Below are 18,220 nucleotides of genomic sequence, written 5' to 3'. Positions count from 1 at the left end.
ATATTTTAACGCATTATTGATGGAAAGAGTACTATTTTATTCATGACATCATAAATTCCGCGTTGCGTAATGCGAACATATGGCAAATGGGTAGATTGTAAAAACAATAATGAGTAAATCGGATCAACAAATGGATAGCCTCTTTGCTTTAATAACGTTGTTAACTTTTTCTCCTCAGCGATAAGCACTTCCATCTTTTCCTCAGACATCATTCCGTTTAGCGTTAAGGGAAGTTCGTAAACGACTTTCCCATGTTCCACCAAAACAATGCCCCCGCCTATTTCCTTCATACGTTGAAATGCTAAAAACATATCTTTTTTACTTTTCCCAATTAAAATAATATCACCTGTATTCGAATAAGAGCTAACCAATCCTCTGACATGGGTAGCAAACCCTTTTAAAATCGTATTAACCCGCCATTTTCCGTTTCGATCGACCAGCATTAAAAAGCTTTCATCATGGTCAACAGACAGCTCTTCGCGCGATGTATCAATGGAAATGGAGTACGGCTTCATAATGACCGAATTTTCCATGTGCATTCCTAATGGCATTGAAAATTGTAAATCATCAATAAACAGCTGCCAAGATAGCTGAAGTGGCTGAATACCATATTCTCCCCAAAGAATAGACGGATTTAATTCTTCGCAAACGCCATCACGCTTCACCCATTGTCCTTTTGCAAGCACACTGATAGGGGTTGGGTCTTCCTTTTCCCGTAATAGGTTAATGTTGGCCACTCGCCCTGTTGTGATGCTGCCATGAAGGTGTTCCATTTGATAATGACGCGCTACGTTAATCGTTGCCATGTTGTAGGCATCGATAAGAGGAACCTCTTTTTCTAGCGCCATACGAATCAGTTGGTCAATGAATCCTTGTTCGTAAAATGACGGCGGTGAACCGTCAGTTGTGAAAATCAACTTGTCATATTGGTCAATACCAAGTGCTTTCATTTCCTCAAGCAATGTTGGTAAATCCGGACGAATCGAAGAATAACGTAATGAAACAGTATAGCCATGCAATAATCTCCGATATACTTCTTCTCCTGTCATCGCTTCATGATCACAGTCTACTCCTAGCAACACCATTTTTGTAAGCGTTTTCTCTGATGCGCCGGGAAAATGTCCTTCAATCTGCTTTTTCATCCGCTTGGCTTCCTGAATCCAATGAAGCATTAAATCATCCCCAGCAAGCAGCTTCGGCCATCCAGTTAACTCTCCGCCCTGCACGACCGAATCTTGTTCGAGCCATTCTTTCACATTCGCGTGAGAAAAATGCTCCTCTTCCCGCTCAAGCTCTGTTTGGCCGTCAAACCGACACCACCAATACATCGTCACAGGAAGTGCACTCGTTTTTTTCAAAAAAGAAAACGCTTTCTTTTTTGGTAATTGCAAAGCAAGGAATAAGTTATCGTTGATCAATGTCGTTGTGCCATATTTCGATGCATATTGAGCTAGCGAGTGGGGATTATATAACTGAAACGGATGGGTATGCGGTTCGATATACCCAGGTACTAAAAAGTAACCGCTACAATCAATAATTTCGCATCCCTCAAGACGATCAGGGAGACGTTCACCAACATAGACGATACGATCTTCATTAATCCAAATGTTTCCTTTTAACCATTGCCGGAAATAAGAATGTAAGTACGTCGCATTGACTAACAGTTTGGTAGGCGACTTTTTCCCGTCGATGATTGCGACATGCTCGCGCAATTGGTAGCTTTTCCAGCGGTAACGTTGTTCGGTCATATACACCCCATCCCTTTTTTCCTAATTGTTCCATATAAACATTTTACCGCATTAAAGTCATTTTCACAAACAAAATAAGGAGGGAAAATATGGTGAAAATCAATATTGGTATCGTGAACGCTCTCATTCGCATTACCTGCGGATTAATGATACTGGCGTGGGCAACGGCGAAAATGACGAGATGGCCGTGGCGCGATTCTTATCTCTTTATCGCTATGCTCGCCGCCATGAAAGTCGCTGAAGGGATTACGCGCTTTTGTCCGATTACCGCGCTGTTTGAAAAATACCAACAGGAACAAGCAGAACGTGTGAAAGGCGACGAACTAACGATTAATCCTACCTAAAAAAATTGGCTGACTCATTCATTGAGCCAGCCTCCGTTAAAGGAGAGAATAAACGATGTTACTGGAATACTTGACAGACATGTCCTTTGTACTAGCTTTATTAATTGGCGGAATTGTCGCTATTAGTTTTGTCTATGTGAGGAAAAAGCGCGTGCGATAGCTTTATGACCGATATCGCTGCGGTAAAATAATTGATCACATTTGATTTTTGCAATTTCTTTGTATACTGTTTGTTGTGCTTGTTGCAGTGTTTCTCCTTTTGCAGCAACAAGCAGCACACGTCCTCCGTTTGTACGTAATGCTCCGTTTTCGATTTTTGTTCCCGCATGGAACACGAGTATGTTTGGATGAAGCTCCTCTATTCCTTCAATCACTGCTCCGCTTTGATAGGCATATGGATAGCCTTTTGAAGCTAAGACGACTCCTATTATTGCTTCGGTGGACCATGTTACTTCCACTTCTTTTCCTTCCAGCATGTCAATGAGCAATTGAACAAGGTCGTTTTCTAAACGTGGCAGCACGACTTGCGCTTCCGGATCGCCAAAGCGCGCATTAAATTCAATGACTTTTGGACCTCGTGCAGTTGCCATTAGCCCTGCATATAAAATGCCAGTAAACGCTCGATTTTCAGCAACAAGTGCCTTTGCCATTGGATTGATAATTTGTTCAATAGCTTGTTGGATCATATCTTCTGAAATTTGCAGTACAGGGGAATATGCCCCCATTCCCCCTGTGTTCGGACCTTCATCGTGATCATAGGCACGCTTATGATCTTGAGCAATCGCCATCGGATACACATTTTCGCCATGGACAAATGCCATTAGTGAAAACTCTTCCCCTTCTAAATATTCTTCAATGACGACTTGCTGGCTCGCTTCTCCAAATTGCTTTTCCACCATCATCACATGCAGGGCATCAAGCGCTTCTCGAACGTTCATCGCGACAGTAACCCCTTTTCCTGCCGCTAATCCATCCGCTTTAATCACGATCGGCGCTCCCTTTTTCTCTACATATGCTTTCGCTTCTTCATAAGACGTGAATGAAGCGTACTCTGCTGTCGGTACGCCATATTTTTTCATGATGTCTTTGGCGAACGCTTTGCTTCCTTCAATGAGAGCAGCCTCTTTTCTTGGTCCAAAAATGCGAAGCCCCTCTTCTTGGAATCGATTCACGATCCCGTTTAAAAGCGGTGCTTCCGGACCAACAATCGTAAGATCAATGCTTTCTTGTTTAGCGAAATGGACGAGCGCCTCCGTATCGTTCTCATCGATGTGAACAAGCTCCGCCATCTCAGCGATTCCAGGATTCCCCGGCGCCGCATACAGCTTTGTTACAAGCGGACTTTGTGCTGCTTTCCAGACAATCGCATGCTCTCTACCACCACGACCAATGACGAGCACCTTCATCAAATTCACCTCATTTTAATGTTTAAAGTGACGGATGCCGGTAAAGACCATGGCGATTCCGTATTCATCCGCTTTTTTAATCGAGTCTGCATCGCGAATCGAGCCACCCGGTTGAATAATCGCCGTAATGCCTGCTTTCGCTGCCGCTTCTACCGTATCATCCATTGGGAAAAATGCATCGGACGCTAACGCCGCACCTTGAGCTTTCTCTCCTGCCTGTTCAACCGCAATTTTCGCCGCGCCCACACGGTTCATTTGGCCGGCGCCGACACCGATCGTCATCCCGTCTTTCGCCAACACAATTGCGTTCGATTTCACATGCTTAACGACTTTCCAAGCGAGTTTCAAGTCTTCCCATTCTTTTTCGGTTGGTTCACGCTTTGTCACAACTTTTATCTGAGCGTCATCAAGCGTATATCTGTCTTGTTCTTGAACTAACAAACCGCCTTGTACAGAAACAAGGAATCGCTCTTTCTTATTGGCTGCTGCAAAATCAACCGTCAACAAGCGGATATTTTTCTTTTGTGTTAAAATTTCGAGAGCCTCCTTGCTGAATGATGGAGCAATCACAATTTCTAAAAAGATTTCGTGCATTTTTAAGGCTGTGTCTTTGTCTACTTCTCGGTTGAGGGCAATAATGCCGCCAAAAATCGACGTTGGGTCCGCTTCGTACGCTCTTGTAAACGCCTCGTAAATATTCGCACCGACCCCGACACCGCAAGGATTCATATGTTTCACGGCAACAGCGGCTGGCTCTGTAAATTCTTTGACGATTTGTAATGCGGCATTCGCGTCATTAATATTGTTGTATGACAATTCTTTTCCATGTAATTGTTTTGCTGCCGCAATCGAGAAAGAGGAGCCTAACGGCTTCTTATAGAAGGCTGCTTTTTGATGCGGATTTTCACCGTAGCGTAAATCTTGTTTTTTCTCAAATGTAACGGTAAGTGATTCCGGATGCTCTTCACCAACGAGATTTGTTAAATACTCCGCAATCATCGCATCATAAGCGGCAGTATGACGGAACACTTTCGCGGCCAGCTTCAAATTTGTTTCTTGAGAAACCGTCCCATATTCTTTTAACTCTTGTAACACCGTGTCATAATCCGCTGGATCCACAACAACCGTAACATATTGATGGTTTTTCGCCGCGGCACGAAGCATCGTCGGTCCGCCGATATCGATGTTTTCAATCGCCTCCGCAAACGTCACATCACTCTTGGCAATCGTTTGTTGGAACGGGTACAAATTGACAACGACTAAATCAATCGGCTGAATATGATGCTCGTCAAGTTGTTGACGATGGTGTTCATTGTCACGAATCGCAAGCAATCCGCCATGAATCATCGGATGAAGCGTCTTTACGCGTCCATCTAAAATTTCCGGAAATCCTGTTACATCGGAGATACTAATTACCGGAATTCCTGCTTCTTCTAATGCTTTCTTCGTTCCGCCTGTCGAAATGATTTCGACACCAAATTCAGCAAGTTGTTTGGCAAAAGGAACAATTCCTTCTTTGTTTGACACACTGAGTAATGCACGTTTTACTGCCATGTTTCTCGATCCTTTCTATCGATGTTCAAGTAATGTTTTCAGTACGCTCGGATATAGCTGATGCTCTAACTCGTGAATTCTTGTCTCGAGTTGTTCAAGCGATTCACCTTCATGAATCGGAATCGCACGCTGTGCAATAATCGGTCCTGTATCCATACCTTCGTCAACATAATGCACCGTTACTCCCGTTATCTTTACACCGGCCCGGTAAGCCTGCACGATGGCATCTTTTCCCGGAAAAGCAGGCAAAAGGGAAGGATGGATATTGACGATTTTTCCTTCGTAAGCGGCGAGTAATGTTGGACCGATTAACCGCATATAGCCAGCTAGAACAATGAACTCGACTTCTTTTTCTTTTAATTGCGTTAAAATCTCTTGCTCAAAATCGGCTTTCGAAGCATAGTCTTTTGGACGAAACACAAACGAGGGAATATGTTCTTGCTTCGCCCGTTCAATCACTTTTGCGCCGGGGCGATCGCACACTAATAGCGAGACCTTTGCTTGCAAATCTCCTTTTCTCGCAGCGTCCACAATCGCTTGAAAATTTGTTCCGCTCCCTGAGGCAAAAATTGCAATCCTCTTCATTCCATTTTCCCTCCGGCAAGCGACACGCCTTCCCCTTGTTTCACACGGCCAATTAAATACGCTTTTTCACCAAGCTCTTCTAATCGCGCAATGAGCGGATAAATCATCCTGCTATCGACAGCTAACACCATGCCAATCCCCATATTAAAAATATTAAACATTTCTTTACGAGCAAGATCTCCTTTTTCTTGCAACAAGTCAAAAATCGGTGGAATCGGCCATGAGCCGTAATCGATTTCGGCGCTTAATCCTTCCGGTAACATGCGCGGAATATTTTCAATAAATCCGCCTCCGGTAATATGAGCCATTCCTTTGATGTCAAATTGTTTCATAGCCGCTAGTAATGGTTTTACATAAATGCGCGTTGGTTTGAGTAGTTCCTCCCCTAACGGAACAGTTAAACGACCATAAGTTTGGTGAAGATTGAGCTTTGCCTTCTCAAACACAATTTTACGAACAAGGGAATACCCGTTGCTATGAATACCGTTTGACGCAAGGCCAATTAGTGCATCCCCTTCTTGAATCGTTGCACCGGTAATTAATTTCGTCTTTTCTGCAATCCCGACTGCAAATCCAGCAACATCATATTCGTCTTCTTGATACATTCCAGGCATTTCCGCTGTTTCGCCGCCGATGAGCGCGCAACCTGCTTGGACACATCCATCGGCAATCCCTTTGACAATTTGCTCAATTTTTTCCGGAACGGCTTTTCCACAAGCGATATAGTCAAGGAAAAATAGCGGTTCCGCCCCTTGTACAACGATGTCGTTTACGCACATTGCCACACAGTCAATCCCAATCGTATCATGTTTATCCATCATAAACGCAATCATCAGCTTCGTTCCGACCCCGTCCGTCCCTGAAATTAAAACAGGCTCTTGATACCCAAATCGGGATAAATCGAACATGCCGCCAAAACCGCCAAGACCACTAAGTACTTCTGGGCGAGCTGTCTTTTGTACGTGCTTTTTCATAAGCGAAACAGCTTTGTAGCCCGCTTCGATATCAACACCCGCTTGTTTATATGCTTCTGCCACCTTGAGTCCTCCTTTTACTGTTTTATCACGAGCTGCGTTCGCTCTTGGCATGTATTCGTTGGATAGGCGCCTGTAAAACAAGCGAGGCATTGTCCACGCAATGGGGAATTGTCTGGGCGTCCAATCGCTTCTAACAATCCTTCATGGCTTAAAAAGGCAAGCGAGTCCGCTCCAATAATGTTACGAATTTCCTCCACTGTACGGGTCGCAGCAATGAGTTCTTCCTTCGTCGATGTATCAATCCCGTAAAAGCAAGGATGAGTAATTGGCGGTGAACTAATGCGGACGTGCACTTCTGTTGCTCCTGCCTCACGAAGCATCGTGACAATTCGCTTGCTCGTCGTGCCACGAACAATCGAATCATCGACCATCACAACACGTTTCCCCGCTACGACTCCACGTACAGGAGAAAGTTTCATTTTCACCCCTTGCTCGCGAAGCGATTGCGATGGTTGAATAAATGTGCGCCCGACGTAGCGATTTTTAATTAAACCGAGCTCATACGGTATGCCCGTCGCTTCTGCATAGCCGATCGCTACCGAAATGCTCGAATCTGGAACACCGGTAACAATATCGGCTTCCACTGGAGCTTCAAGCGCCAACCGCTTTCCTAGATTTTTGCGAGCCGTATGAATGTTAATTCCGTCAACATTGCTGTCAGGACGAGCAAAGTAAATGTATTCCATGCTGCAAATCGAGCGCGTTTTCTTTGGTGCAAATCGCTCAGAATGAATTCCCTCCGAGTTAATGATAATGAGTTCCCCCGGCTCCACTTCTCGCTCATAGGTCGCGCCGACGACATCAAAAGCGCACGTCTCTGAAGCAACGACATACGCATTGCCGAGCCTCCCAATCGAGAGCGGCCGAAAACCGTATGGGTCAAGAGCAATATACAATTCCGTTTCCGTTAACAAAAGAAACGCAAATGCCCCCTCTAAATACGTGAGCGCTTCTTTTATTTGTTCTTTTAACGTCGGAGCATGGCTGCGACGAATGAGATGGGCCAATACTTCCGTATCGGATGTCGTTTGAAAAATACTTCCTTGCTGCTCAAGCTGAAGCTTCAACTCTGTCGCGTTCACTAAATTACCGTTATGCGCTAGCGCAAGGCTACCATTTTGCGAACGAAACAAAAGAGGCTGCACGTTTTCATAGCCCCCACCCCCAGCCGTCGAGTAACGGACATGGCCAATTGCGGCCATTCCATATAACGATTGAAGTTCACCGTTGCTGAACACTTCCGTCACAAGTCCTAATCCTTTATGTCCTTTTAATGCTCCGTGATGGGCAACAACAATCCCTGCCCCTTCTTGGCCGCGATGTTGGAGGCTATGCAGCCCGTAATACGTTACTTGGGCCGCTTCCTCATGTCCCCAAATGCCAAAAATGCCGCACTCCTCGTTTAAGCCTTTGATTTCAGCAAGCATGGAATAGCTCCTTTCCACACGCCTCTCATTTTTTCCACCGGAAGATGGACGATTGCCTCACCACGCTCATTTTCGATGAGAAGCGTTCCATCGTTTGTCACTTCACCAATGAGCTTCGCTTCGACCAATTGTTCAAATTTCGCTTGTTGTTCTTTTTTCACGGAAACGATAAAGCGAGATTGCGTTTCGCTAAATAATTCTGCCACGATATCCCCACTTACGGCCACTTTTGCACCTAAATCATCAGCGTTCATAAGGCATTCCGCTAAAGCGACAGCCAAGCCGCCTTCCGCGATATCATGGGCGGAAGCAATTACCCCCTCTTGAATAGCTGTCAGTAATTCATTTTGACGTTTCGCTTCTGTATTCAAATCGATAGCGGGAGCTTTGCCAAAAATGCGACCTTCCAGTAATTTTTGTAATTCACTACCGCCAAACTCCTGTCTCGCTTCCCCCATTACATAGATAAGGTCGCCAGCTTGTTTAAACTCTTGTGTTGTAATATGGTGCAAATCTTCCACTAATCCGACCATGCCAACAACCGGGGTTGGATAAACAGCTTCCCCATTTGTTTCGTTATACAGTGAAACGTTCCCACTGATCACTGGCGTATCTAGCATGCGACATGCTTCACTCATCCCGTCAACGGCTTTTTCGAGCTGCCAAAAAATTTCTGGTTTTTCTGGGTTGCCAAAATTCAAGCAATCGGTAATTGCCAATGGTTTCGCACCGGAGCATACAACATTTCGTGCTGCTTCTGCAACCGCGATTTTACCCCCTGTTTCTGGATCTAAATAAATGTAGCGGGAGTTGCAATCAGTTGTTATCGCTAATGCTTTATTCGTACCGCGAATGCGAACAACAGCCGCATCAGAGCCTGGAGCAACCACCGTATTGGTTCGTACCATATAATCATATTGGTCATAGACCCATTCTTTGCTCGCAATAGTTGGTTGTGCCAGTAACGAAAGCAATGTTTCTTCGTAGTTATCTACTTGCGGAAGATAAGAGGCCATCGTTTGAAACTTTCGGTAATAATCAGGCTCTTTTGATGGCTTATGATAGACTGGTGCGTCTTTTGCTAGTGCATCAACCGGAATTTCCGCTGCCACTTCACCGCGGAAATAGAGGCGAAGCATTTTATCACCGGTGACTTTGCCAACGTCTTTTGCTTCAAGCCCGTATTTGGCAAATAAATCATAAATTTCTTGTTCGCGGCCTTTCTTCACAACAAGCAACATACGTTCCTGTGATTCGGACAACATCATTTCATATGGTGTCATTCCTGTTTCGCGCTGCGGGACTAAATCAAGGTTCATCTCAATGCCAACACCGGCTTTGCTCGCCATTTCAGCAGCTGAACTTGTTAACCCTGCGGCCCCCATATCTTGCATACCCACTAACGCATCCGATTTGATGACTTCTAAGCATGCTTCAAGCAATAATTTTTCCATAAACGGGTCGCCCACTTGAACGGCTGGACGTTTTGCTTCGGACTGTTCCGTTAATTCTTCGGAAGCAAATGTCGCTCCGTGAATGCCGTCACGACCTGTTTTTGCTCCGACGTACATGACCGTATTTCCGACGCCGGATGCGATTCCGCGTTGAATGTCTTCATGCCGAATAATACCGACACACATTGCGTTGACAAGCGGGTTTCCTTCATAAGCAGGGTCAAATTGTACCTCGCCGCCGACGGTCGGAATGCCGACACAGTTGCCATATCCGGCAATACCGGCAACAACATGTTCAAATAAATATTTCACGCGCGGAGAGGTCAGTTCACCAAAGCGAAGAGAATTTAACAGCGCAATTGGACGAGCTCCCATGGAGAATACATCGCGAATAATCCCCCCGACACCTGTTGCCGCTCCTTGATACGGTTCAATCGCCGATGGATGGTTATGGCTTTCAATTTTAAATGCAACTGCCAAGCCATCACCAATATCGACAATGCCTGCTCCTTCTCCCGGACCTTGCAGTACATGCTTTCCTTCCGTTGGGAATTTTTTTAGCACAGGCTTTGAATTTTTATAGCTGCAATGCTCAGACCACATGACAGAAAAAATTCCAGTTTCTGTATAGTTAGGTAAGCGACCGAGAATGTTCTCAATCATCGCAAATTCTTCATCCGTTAATCCCATCTCACGATACAACTTTTCTTCTTTAATCATCGTTGGGCTTGGCTCAAGCAGTAACGACATGTGTTTCCCTCCAGTATTTCACGATTGATTGAAACATTTTCAACCCGTCAGCGCTGCCAAGAAGCTGATCGACAGCGCGCTCCGGATGCGGCATCATTCCAAGCACATTCCCTTTTTCATTGATAATTCCTGCAATATTGTCTAAACTTCCATTTGGATTATCCCCATGATAGCGGAACACAATTTGGCGATTTTCGATCAGTTGATGTAATGTTGCTTCATCACAGTAATAATTGCCTTCTCCATGAGCAATTGGAATGGTAATAATTTCACCTTGTTTGTATGCCGATGTAAACATCGTTTCATTGTTTTCGACTCTCAATGAAACAGGGCGACAAATGAATTTTAAGCTGTTATTGCGCCGCATCGCTCCCGGCAATAACCCCGCCTCTAACAAAATTTGAAATCCGTTGCACACGCCTAAAATCGGTTTCCCTTCCTCTGCCGCTTTTTGAATCGCCTTCATCACACTGGAAAAGCGAGCGATAGCTCCGGAACGAAGGTAGTCGCCATACGAAAAACCACCTGGAAGTAAAATGCCATCAAATTCGTCAAGACCATCCGCGTCATGCCAAACGTACTCGACTTCTTCACCTAACTCATCCTTAATCGCATGATACATATCGACATCGCAGTTGGAGCCCGGGAAAACAATAACAGCGAATTTCACTGTGCCACTACCTCCTCAATTTCATAACGGTAGTCTTCAATCACTGTATTCGCCAACAGTTTTTCACACATTTCCCGGACGAGTTCATCTATATCACGTTCACTTTTTTCGATTACAAGCTCCATAAACTTTCCGATCCGTACATCCTTTACTTCGTTGTAAGATAAACTATGAAGCGCTCCCTTTACCGCATTTCCTTGTGGATCCAATACATTTTCCCGCAATGTGACATATACTTTTACTTTGTACATTTCACTGAGCCTCCTAATCTTTGTAAAATCGTCTCGTAAGCATCCGTCAAGCTTCCTAAATCTCGACGAAACACATCTTTGTCAAATTTTTCGTTTGTGTCCATATCCCATAAGCGACAAGTATCAGGAGAAATTTCATCTGCCAATAAAATCGTTCCTTCTGAGTCCATACCAAACTCTAGCTTAAAATCAACTAATCTCACATTACATGATTGAAAATGCTGGGTAAGAATCTCATTGACTTTTAAAGCTGATTCCTTCAAGACAGCGATTTGTTCTGAGGTAGCCAGCTTTAAAATGGCAATGTGGTCTTCCAACAAGAGAGGATCGCCGAGATCATCGTTTTTGTAGTAAAACTCAATAAGCGGCTTTTCTAGGCTTGTTCCTTCGGAGACACCAAGCCGTTTGGAAAGGCTCCCGGCGACATAATTGCGGACAACGACTTCAAGGGGAATAATCGTTACTTTTTTTACGAGTTGCTCGGTTGCGGATAACTTTTGAATAAAGTGATTGTGAACGTCCGCTTGATGAAGTTTAGAAAATAGTAAACTTGTAATTTCATTATTTAAACGTCCTTTGCCAACAATCGTTGCCTTTTTTTCACCATTAAACGCTGTCGCGCTGTCTTTATATTCGATCCAAAGAATATTTTCTTCATCCGTCATGTACACTTTTTTCGCTTTTCCTTCATAAAGTAACCCTAACTTTTTGACCATCATAAAGGCCTCCTAAGACAGAATATTAGGAAATTTTCTGTTGCCACATAGGTAAGGAAAGCCTTACCTATGTGTAATTACAATCCTAAACGTTCAAAAATCGTATCAACATGTTTTAAGTGATAGTGGTAATCAAAACAATCATCGATTTGTTCTTTCGTTAAGCGGCTTGTAATCGTTTCGTCCGCTTCAACTAACGAACGGAACGGCGCTTGTTTTTCCCATGCTTCCATCGCTTTTGGCTGAACTAAGTCGTACGCTTCCTCACGTGTCATACCTGTATCAATCAGCGCTAGCAATACACGTTGTGAGTAGATAAGCCCTAATGTGCGATCCATATTGCGCTTCATATTTTCTGGGAACACCGTTAAATTTTTAACGATGCTCGTAAAGCGATTAAGCATATAGTTCAAGGCAATCGTAGCATCTGGTAAAATAATGCGTTCAGCTGATGAGTGAGAAATATCACGTTCATGCCAAAGCGGAACGTTCTCATAAGCGGTCAACATGTAACCGCGAATCACGCGCGCCATTCCCGTCATATTTTCTGAACCGATTGGGTTGCGCTTATGTGGCATAGCTGAAGAGCCTTTTTGCCCTTTAGCAAAAAATTCCTCCACTTCACGCGTTTCACTTTTTTGCAAACCGCGAATTTCTACAGCGAATTTTTCAATCGATGTTGCGATTAACGCCAATGTTGCCATGTAATGAGCATGACGGTCACGCTGTAATGTTTGCGTTGAAATTGGTGCCGGCTCTAAGCCCAGTTTTTCACACACATATTTTTCAACAAACGGATCAATGTTGGCGTATGTTCCAACTGCCCCAGAAATTTTCCCGACGCGCACCGTTTCTGCCGCCTGTTTAAAGCGCTCTAAATTACGCTGCATTTCCGCATACCAAAGTGCCATTTTCAGGCCGAATGTCGTCGGTTCAGCATGAACGCCGTGCGTACGCCCCATCATGACGGTATATTTATGTTCTTGTGCTTTTTCTTTCAATACTTGAATAAAGTTTTCAAGATCACGCAGCAAAATTTCATTTGCCTGTTTTAACAAATAAGACAGCGCTGTATCTACTACATCTGTCGACGTTAAACCATAATGCACCCATTTCCGCTCCTCACCTAATGTTTCGGAAACAGCGCGTGTAAATGCGACGACATCATGACGAGTTTCTTCTTCGATTTCTTTAATGCGTTGAATGTCAAACGAAGCATTTTTGCGAATGAGTTCGACATCTTTTTTTGGAATCACCCCAAGTTCTGCCCATGCTTCACAAGCTAAAATTTCCACTTCGAGCCATGCTTTAAAGCGATTTTCTTCCGTCCAAATCGCACCCATTTCCGGTCTTGTGTAACGTTCAATCATGTTTGTTGTAGCCTCCGATCATTCCAAATTTGCAATTCATCAATATGTTGTAGCGCTACATCTACATTTTCAGCTAACACAGTCAAGTGACCCATTTTCCGCTTCCATTTCACTTCCTTTTTTCCATAAAGATGAAGATGCGCTTCGCCAAGTTTGGCAATGTTTTCAATCACTGGTTCAACATGTTCTCCTAAAATGTTGACCATCACCGCAGGCTTCAGCAATTCCGTACTTCCTAACGGCCAGTTACAAACAGCACGAATGTGTTGCTGAAATTGAGATGTCGCACAAGCATTAATTGTATAATGACCTGAGTTGTGTGGTCTAGGGGCAAGCTCATTAATATAAATATCCCCTTCTTTTGTTAAAAACATTTCCACGGCCAATGTACCGATAAGACCGAAATAATCAGCAAGAACCCTTGCATATGCAATCGCTTTTTGTGCTACATGCGCTGGAATTCTTGCCGGAACAATCGTTTCGTGCAAAATGTTATCGACATGAATGTTCTCGGCAACTGGAAACACGGCAATTTCCTCTAATCCGTTTCTTGTGACAATGACAGAAATCTCTTTTTCAAAGGAAAGCCAGCTTTCTAGGACACAAGGACCCATTTGCAATAAGGAAAGCGCCTGTTCACTATCTTCCTTGCTGCGAATAACGAATTGTCCTTTGCCATCATAACCACCACGTCGCGTTTTTAACACGCAAGGAATACCGATGGTTTCGATTCCTGCAAACAGCTCTTCTGCTGATTGAACTTCCACATAAGGAGTAACCGGAAGCCCTGCGTCCGTAATTGCCTTTTTTTCTGTCGCACGATCTTGTGTAATGGTTAATAATTCACTACCTTGAGGTACATAGGAATGCTCAACAAGCCAATTCAATGCATCTGCATCAATATTTTCAAATTCGTACGTAATCACATCACTCACGTTCGCTAATCGGCGAATCGCTTCTATATCGTTATATTCGGCCGTAATTTCAATATCGGCTACCTGACCACATGGAGAATTGGGAACAGGGTCAAGCACAGCAACACGAAATCCCATCTCTTTTGCGGAAATTGCCATCATCCGCCCAAGCTGTCCCCCGCCAATAATACCGACGGTTTGCCCCGGAATGATTCGGTGATTATTCAAGACGATCACTACTTTCTAACACTTCTTGACGAATTTGTTCTCTTCTTTTTTTCAAGGCTTCCATGTATTCAGGATCATGAATACCAAGCATGGCCGCTGCTAAAAGCGCTGCATTCGTCGCTCCCGCTTTACCGATGGCCACAGTCGCTACCGGCACTCCCCCCGGCATTTGCACAATGGACAAAAGAGAATCTAACCCATTCAGTGACTTCGACTGCACCGGCACACCAATGACCGGTAACGTCGTCTTCGCCGCAACCATTCCCGGTAAATGTGCTGCTCCTCCGGCGCCGGCAATAATCACCTTGATGCCTCTTTCCTCAGCGGTCTCCGCATATTCAAACATGTAATCAGGCGTCCGGTGAGCCGAAACCACCTTTTTTTCAAACGGAATCTGTAATTCTTCTAATATATCGCAGGCATATTTCATCGTTTCCCAATCGGACTGACTTCCCATAATCACTCCAACAAGCGGTTGCACTCCGTATTCACCTCTTTTATGCCATATAAAAACCCAGAACACGCGTTCCTTTTTTTGAGGGAAAGCACCGTTCTGGGCACAATTCGACCACTATAGACGAAAAAAGCCGCTTCGATCCTTTCCCTCATAGTCCAATAATTTACGGTTATTGGGTAGAAACTTTTGGGCCATATTCCCAAGATTATATGAGGGAACATTATGAAGTTACCATTATCTTATCAATGTTTTCTGAAAGATGTCAACATAAAATCGAACATTTATCTTAAAAAATAAATAAATGTTCGTTTTTTGCTTGTTTACTTCACAAAACAGCCTTGCAAACATATGATGAAATAGTAGTGGAGGAGGGATAAAATGAAACCAAGCCCATTCGGTCCGTTCCCAGACTGGACAAAACAATGGGAACATTTCTTTGATGGAGATTTTTGGGGAAGTTTCCAACCGTTTTTGCCAACCAACACCAATAAAAAATCATCTGGCATTAATATATACAAAAAAGACAACGAACTCCTAATCGTTGCTTGTTTACCTGGTTTAGAAAAAATAGAGGATGTCGAGTTATATACGTATTACAAAACATTAGAAATCAAAGCAATCATTAACTTACAATTTAAGGGGTTTGAACTTATCGAAGAAGGGATTTTTCAAGGGACATGGGAAAAAACGATTCCTCTTCCTTTTGCCGTCAAGGAAGATCGAATTGAAGCAACATATCATCATGGTTTATTGCTCATCCACCTTCATCGAATGATCCCTGATAATCGAAAGAAAAAAATTGAGATCAAAAAAGGGGAATGAAGACAGTGTCATCTATACAGAAAAAGAAGTGGTTAATCTCCACATCATAGAGATTAGCCACTTCTTTTAACTCAGCGCCTCGCTCTCTTAGGCTCTACTGGCCCTGAGAGCTGAACATAACGCTTTTATCTTTTATGGGGGAGAGGATTTTAATGGCGTCATAAAACGCTAATAAACTTGGACAAAAAGTTAGAGAACTAATGAATAGTTCTCTAACAACCAAGTCCGCCTAGCGACGACCTACTCTCGCAGGGGCGCTGGCCCCAACTACCATCGGCGCTGGAGAGCTTAACTTCCGTGTTCGGGATGGGAACGGGTGTGACCTCTCCGCCATTGTCACTAGGCAAGATATCGAATTGGACAAGTATGATTATAACGAACCTATCGGTTCTGTCAAGAACTTTTTTTGTTCTCTCAAAACTAGATAACCGATATCCATGCAAAGAAGCGAACGCTCGGCTTCACCTTTTTCTTGGTTAAGTCCTCGATCGATTAGTATCCGTCAGCTCCACGTGTCGCCACGCTTCCACCTCGGACCTATCTACCTCGTCATCTTCGAGGGATCTTACTCGCTTGACGCGATGGGAAATCTCATCTTGAGGGGGGCTTCACGCTTAGATGCTTTCAGCGCTTATCCCTTCCGCACATAGCTACCCAGCGGTGCCCCTGGCGGGACAACTGGTACACCAGCGGTGCGTCCATCCCGGTCCTCTCGTACTAAGGACAGCTCCTCTCAAATTTCCTGCGCCCGCGACGGATAGGGACCGAACTGTCTCACGACGTTCTGAACCCAGCTCGCGTACCGCTTTAATGGGCGAACAGCCCAACCCTTGGGACCGACTACAGCCCCAGGATGCGATGAGCCGACATCGAGGTGCCAAACCTCCCCGTCGATGTGGACTCTTGGGGGAGATAAGCCTGTTATCCCCGGGGTAGCTTTTATCCGTTGAGCGATGGCCCTTCCATGCGGAACCACCGGATCACTAAGCCCGACTTTCGTCCCTGCTCGACTTGTAGGTCTCGCAGTCAAGCTCCCTTCTGCCTTTGCACTCTACGAATGATTTCCAACCATTCTGAGGGAACCTTTGGGCGCCTCCGTTACTCTTTGGGAGGCGACCGCCCCAGTCAAACTGCCCACCTGACACTGTCTCCCACCCCGATCAGGGGTGCGGGTTAGAATTTCAATACCGCCAGGGTGGTATCCCACCGTCGCCTCCACCGAAGCTGGCGCTCCGGCTTCTCAGGCTCCCACCTATCCTGTACAAGCGATACCAAAATTCAATATCAGGCTGCAGTAAAGCTCCACGGGGTCTTTCCGTCCTGTCGCGGGTAACCTGCATCTTCACAGGTACTATAATTTCACCGGGTCTCTCGTTGAGACAGTGCCCAAGTCGTTACACCTTTCGTGCGGGTCGGAACTTACCCGACAAGGAATTTCGCTACCTTAGGACCGTTATAGTTACGGCCGCCGTTTACTGGGGCTTCGGTTCGCACCTTCGCGTAAGCTAAGCGCTCCCCTTAACCTTCCAGCACCGGGCAGGTGTCAGCCCCTATACTTCGCCTTACGGCTTCGCAGAGACCTGTGTTTTTGTTAAACAGTCGCTTGGGCCTTTTCACTGCGGCTCTCTCGGGCTTGAGACCCAAGAGAGCACCCCTTCTCCCGAAGTTACGGGGTCATTTTGCCGAGTTCCTTAACGAGAGTTCTCCCGCGCACCTTAGGATTCTCTCCTCGCCTACCTGTGTCGGTTTGCGGTACGGGCACCTCTCACCTCGCTAGAGGCTTTTCTTGGCAGTGTGGAATCAGGGACTTCGGTACTTTTATTCCCTCGCCATCACAGCTTCGCCTTACGGCAAGCGGATTTGCCTACTTGCCAGCCTCACTGCTTGGGCGCGCTCAACCAGTCGCGCGCTTCCCCTATCCTCCTGCGTCCCCCCATTGCTCAAACGGTGAGGAGGTGGTACAGGAATCTCTACCTGTTGTCCATCGCCTACGCCTTTCGGCCTCAGCTTAGGTCCCGACTAACCCTGAGCGGACGAGCCTTCCTCAGGAAACCTTAGGCTTTCGGTGCAGAGGATTCTCACCTCTGTTTTCGCTACTCATACCGGCATTCTCACTTCTAAGCGCTCCACTAGTCCTTCCGGTCTAGCTTCGACGCCCTTAGAACGCTCCCCTACCGATGACGTAAGTCATCCCACAGCTTCGGTGGTACGTTTAGCCCCGGTACATTTTCGGCGCAGAGTCACTCGACCAGTGAGCTATTACGCACTCTTTAAATGGTGGCTGCTTCTAAGCCAACATCCTGGTTGTCTGGGCAACTCCACATCCTTTTCCACTTAACGTACACTTGGGGACCTTAGCTGGTGATCTGGGCTGTTTCCCTTTTGACCACGGATCTTATCACTCGTAGTCTGACTCCCAAGGATAAGTCATTGGCATTCGGAGTTTGACTGAGTTCGGTAACCCGATGAGGGCCCCTAGCCCAATCA

Annotated in this window: 16 protein-coding genes, 2 rRNA genes and 1 riboswitch (1 of these 19 running past the window's edge); of the genes, 3 read left to right on the top strand and 15 right to left on the bottom strand. The window is 45.2% G+C overall.

Going from position 1 to position 18,220, the window contains the following annotated elements:
* Positions 1-5: 5 nt before the first annotated feature.
* Positions 6-1,748: an adenine deaminase C-terminal domain-containing protein gene (locus tag ISX45_RS17410; RefSeq protein WP_194519504.1), complete on the bottom strand. Its 1,743-nt coding sequence runs from the start codon at positions 1,746-1,748 to the stop codon at positions 6-8.
* An 89-nt stretch (positions 1,749-1,837) separates the two neighbouring features.
* Here ISX45_RS17410 and ISX45_RS17405 point away from each other — a divergent pair, with 89 nt between their 5' ends.
* Positions 1,838-2,092 carry a YgaP family membrane protein gene (locus ISX45_RS17405; protein ID WP_181557504.1) on the top strand — a complete coding sequence of 85 codons (255 nt, stop codon included), beginning with the start codon at positions 1,838-1,840 and terminating at the stop codon, positions 2,090-2,092.
* Between the two features lie 55 nt (positions 2,093-2,147).
* A complete protein-coding gene (locus ISX45_RS20115) occupies positions 2,148-2,252 on the top strand; it encodes an EYxxD motif small membrane protein (RefSeq protein WP_323744645.1) in 105 nt (34 codons plus the stop codon).
* Here ISX45_RS20115 and purD read toward each other — a convergent pair.
* The 12 genes from purD to purE form a co-directional block, all read right to left on the bottom strand.
* Positions 2,215-3,498: a phosphoribosylamine--glycine ligase gene (purD, locus tag ISX45_RS17400; protein ID WP_194519503.1), complete on the bottom strand. Its 1,284-nt coding sequence runs from the start codon at positions 3,496-3,498 to the stop codon at positions 2,215-2,217. The genes ISX45_RS20115 and purD overlap by 38 nt on opposite strands.
* Positions 3,499-3,513: 15 nt before the next feature.
* Positions 3,514-5,052: a bifunctional phosphoribosylaminoimidazolecarboxamide formyltransferase/IMP cyclohydrolase gene (gene purH, locus ISX45_RS17395; RefSeq protein ID WP_181557502.1), complete on the bottom strand. Its 1,539-nt coding sequence runs from the start codon at positions 5,050-5,052 to the stop codon at positions 3,514-3,516.
* 15 nt (positions 5,053-5,067) lie between these two features.
* Positions 5,068-5,637, bottom strand: a complete 570-nt coding sequence (gene purN / locus ISX45_RS17390) for a phosphoribosylglycinamide formyltransferase (RefSeq protein ID WP_181557501.1) — start codon at positions 5,635-5,637, stop codon at positions 5,068-5,070.
* Positions 5,634-6,674, bottom strand: coding sequence for a phosphoribosylformylglycinamidine cyclo-ligase (purM, locus tag ISX45_RS17385; protein ID WP_181557500.1), 1,041 nt, complete (start codon positions 6,672-6,674; stop codon positions 5,634-5,636). The genes purN and purM overlap by 4 nt, the downstream gene beginning before the upstream one ends.
* A gap of 14 nt (positions 6,675-6,688) precedes the next feature.
* Positions 6,689-8,101 (bottom strand): amidophosphoribosyltransferase, encoded by a 1,413-nt coding sequence (gene purF, locus ISX45_RS17380; protein ID WP_181557499.1) that lies wholly within the window; start codon positions 8,099-8,101, stop codon positions 6,689-6,691.
* Complete coding sequence (gene purL, locus ISX45_RS17375) at positions 8,077-10,305, bottom strand: phosphoribosylformylglycinamidine synthase subunit PurL (protein ID WP_194519502.1); 2,229 nt, start codon at positions 10,303-10,305, stop codon at positions 8,077-8,079. The genes purF and purL overlap by 25 nt, the downstream gene beginning before the upstream one ends.
* Positions 10,289-10,975: a phosphoribosylformylglycinamidine synthase subunit PurQ gene (gene purQ / locus ISX45_RS17370; protein WP_194519501.1), complete on the bottom strand. Its 687-nt coding sequence runs from the start codon at positions 10,973-10,975 to the stop codon at positions 10,289-10,291. Before purQ ends, purL begins: the two co-directional genes overlap by 17 nt.
* Positions 10,972-11,226, bottom strand: coding sequence for a phosphoribosylformylglycinamidine synthase subunit PurS (purS, locus tag ISX45_RS17365; RefSeq protein ID WP_181557496.1), 255 nt, complete (start codon positions 11,224-11,226; stop codon positions 10,972-10,974). The genes purQ and purS overlap by 4 nt, the downstream gene beginning before the upstream one ends.
* The gene (purC, locus tag ISX45_RS17360; protein WP_194520742.1) at positions 11,214-11,942 is read right to left on the bottom strand and encodes a phosphoribosylaminoimidazolesuccinocarboxamide synthase; all 729 of its coding nucleotides are present in this window, start codon (positions 11,940-11,942) and stop codon (positions 11,214-11,216) included. Before purC ends, purS begins: the two co-directional genes overlap by 13 nt.
* Before the next feature lie 77 nt (positions 11,943-12,019).
* A complete protein-coding gene (purB, locus tag ISX45_RS17355) occupies positions 12,020-13,312 on the bottom strand; it encodes an adenylosuccinate lyase (RefSeq protein WP_194519500.1) in 1,293 nt (430 codons plus the stop codon).
* Positions 13,309-14,463 (bottom strand): 5-(carboxyamino)imidazole ribonucleotide synthase, encoded by a 1,155-nt coding sequence (gene purK / locus ISX45_RS17350; RefSeq protein ID WP_407649668.1) that lies wholly within the window; start codon positions 14,461-14,463, stop codon positions 13,309-13,311. Before purK ends, purB begins: the two co-directional genes overlap by 4 nt.
* Positions 14,447-14,935: a 5-(carboxyamino)imidazole ribonucleotide mutase gene (purE, locus tag ISX45_RS17345; protein ID WP_194519498.1), complete on the bottom strand. Its 489-nt coding sequence runs from the start codon at positions 14,933-14,935 to the stop codon at positions 14,447-14,449. The genes purK and purE overlap by 17 nt, the downstream gene beginning before the upstream one ends.
* 107 nt (positions 14,936-15,042) lie before the next feature.
* A riboswitch (purine riboswitch) is annotated at positions 15,043-15,144 on the bottom strand.
* A gap of 145 nt (positions 15,145-15,289) precedes the next feature.
* Between purE and ISX45_RS17340 the strand changes: the two genes are divergently transcribed.
* On the top strand, positions 15,290-15,733 hold the full coding sequence (locus ISX45_RS17340; protein WP_181557491.1) for an Hsp20/alpha crystallin family protein: 444 nt from the start codon (positions 15,290-15,292) through the stop codon (positions 15,731-15,733).
* A gap of 227 nt (positions 15,734-15,960) precedes the next feature.
* Here the strand turns inward: ISX45_RS17340 and rrf are convergent.
* Positions 15,961-16,077: ribosomal RNA gene (gene rrf / locus ISX45_RS17335) — 5S ribosomal RNA — on the bottom strand.
* Positions 16,078-16,205: 128 nt separating this feature from the next.
* Positions 16,206-18,220 (bottom strand): 23S ribosomal RNA (locus ISX45_RS17330); it runs 912 nt beyond the window's last position.

Source organism: Thermaerobacillus caldiproteolyticus (assembly GCF_015326725.1).
GTDB lineage: Bacteria > Bacillota > Bacilli > Bacillales > Anoxybacillaceae > Thermaerobacillus > Thermaerobacillus caldiproteolyticus.
The sequence above is the reverse complement of the archived record's forward strand: the minus strand, read 5'-3'. Positions and strand labels throughout refer to the sequence as shown.

Excerpts from the sequence above, each read along its gene's own strand:
- ISX45_RS17410 (WP_194519504.1), bottom strand. The coding sequence starts at position 1,748 with ATGACCGAACAACGTTACCGCTGGAAAAGCTACCAATTGCGCGAGCAT.
- ISX45_RS17405 (WP_181557504.1), top strand. The coding sequence starts at position 1,838 with ATGGTGAAAATCAATATTGGTATCGTGAACGCTCTCATTCGCATTACC.
- ISX45_RS20115 (WP_323744645.1), top strand. The coding sequence starts at position 2,148 with ATGTTACTGGAATACTTGACAGACATGTCCTTTGTACTAGCTTTATTA.
- purD (WP_194519503.1), bottom strand. The coding sequence starts at position 3,498 with ATGAAGGTGCTCGTCATTGGTCGTGGTGGTAGAGAGCATGCGATTGTC.
- purH (WP_181557502.1), bottom strand. The coding sequence starts at position 5,052 with ATGGCAGTAAAACGTGCATTACTCAGTGTGTCAAACAAAGAAGGAATT.
- purN (WP_181557501.1), bottom strand. The coding sequence starts at position 5,637 with ATGAAGAGGATTGCAATTTTTGCCTCAGGGAGCGGAACAAATTTTCAA.
- purF (WP_181557499.1), bottom strand. The coding sequence starts at position 8,101 with ATGCTTGCTGAAATCAAAGGCTTAAACGAGGAGTGCGGCATTTTTGGC.
- purL (WP_194519502.1), bottom strand. The coding sequence starts at position 10,305 with ATGTCGTTACTGCTTGAGCCAAGCCCAACGATGATTAAAGAAGAAAAG.
- purS (WP_181557496.1), bottom strand. The coding sequence starts at position 11,226 with ATGTACAAAGTAAAAGTATATGTCACATTGCGGGAAAATGTATTGGAT.
- purC (WP_194520742.1), bottom strand. The coding sequence starts at position 11,942 with ATGGTCAAAAAGTTAGGGTTACTTTATGAAGGAAAAGCGAAAAAAGTG.
- purB (WP_194519500.1), bottom strand. The coding sequence starts at position 13,312 with ATGATTGAACGTTACACAAGACCGGAAATGGGTGCGATTTGGACGGAA.
- ISX45_RS17340 (WP_181557491.1), top strand. The coding sequence starts at position 15,290 with ATGAAACCAAGCCCATTCGGTCCGTTCCCAGACTGGACAAAACAATGG.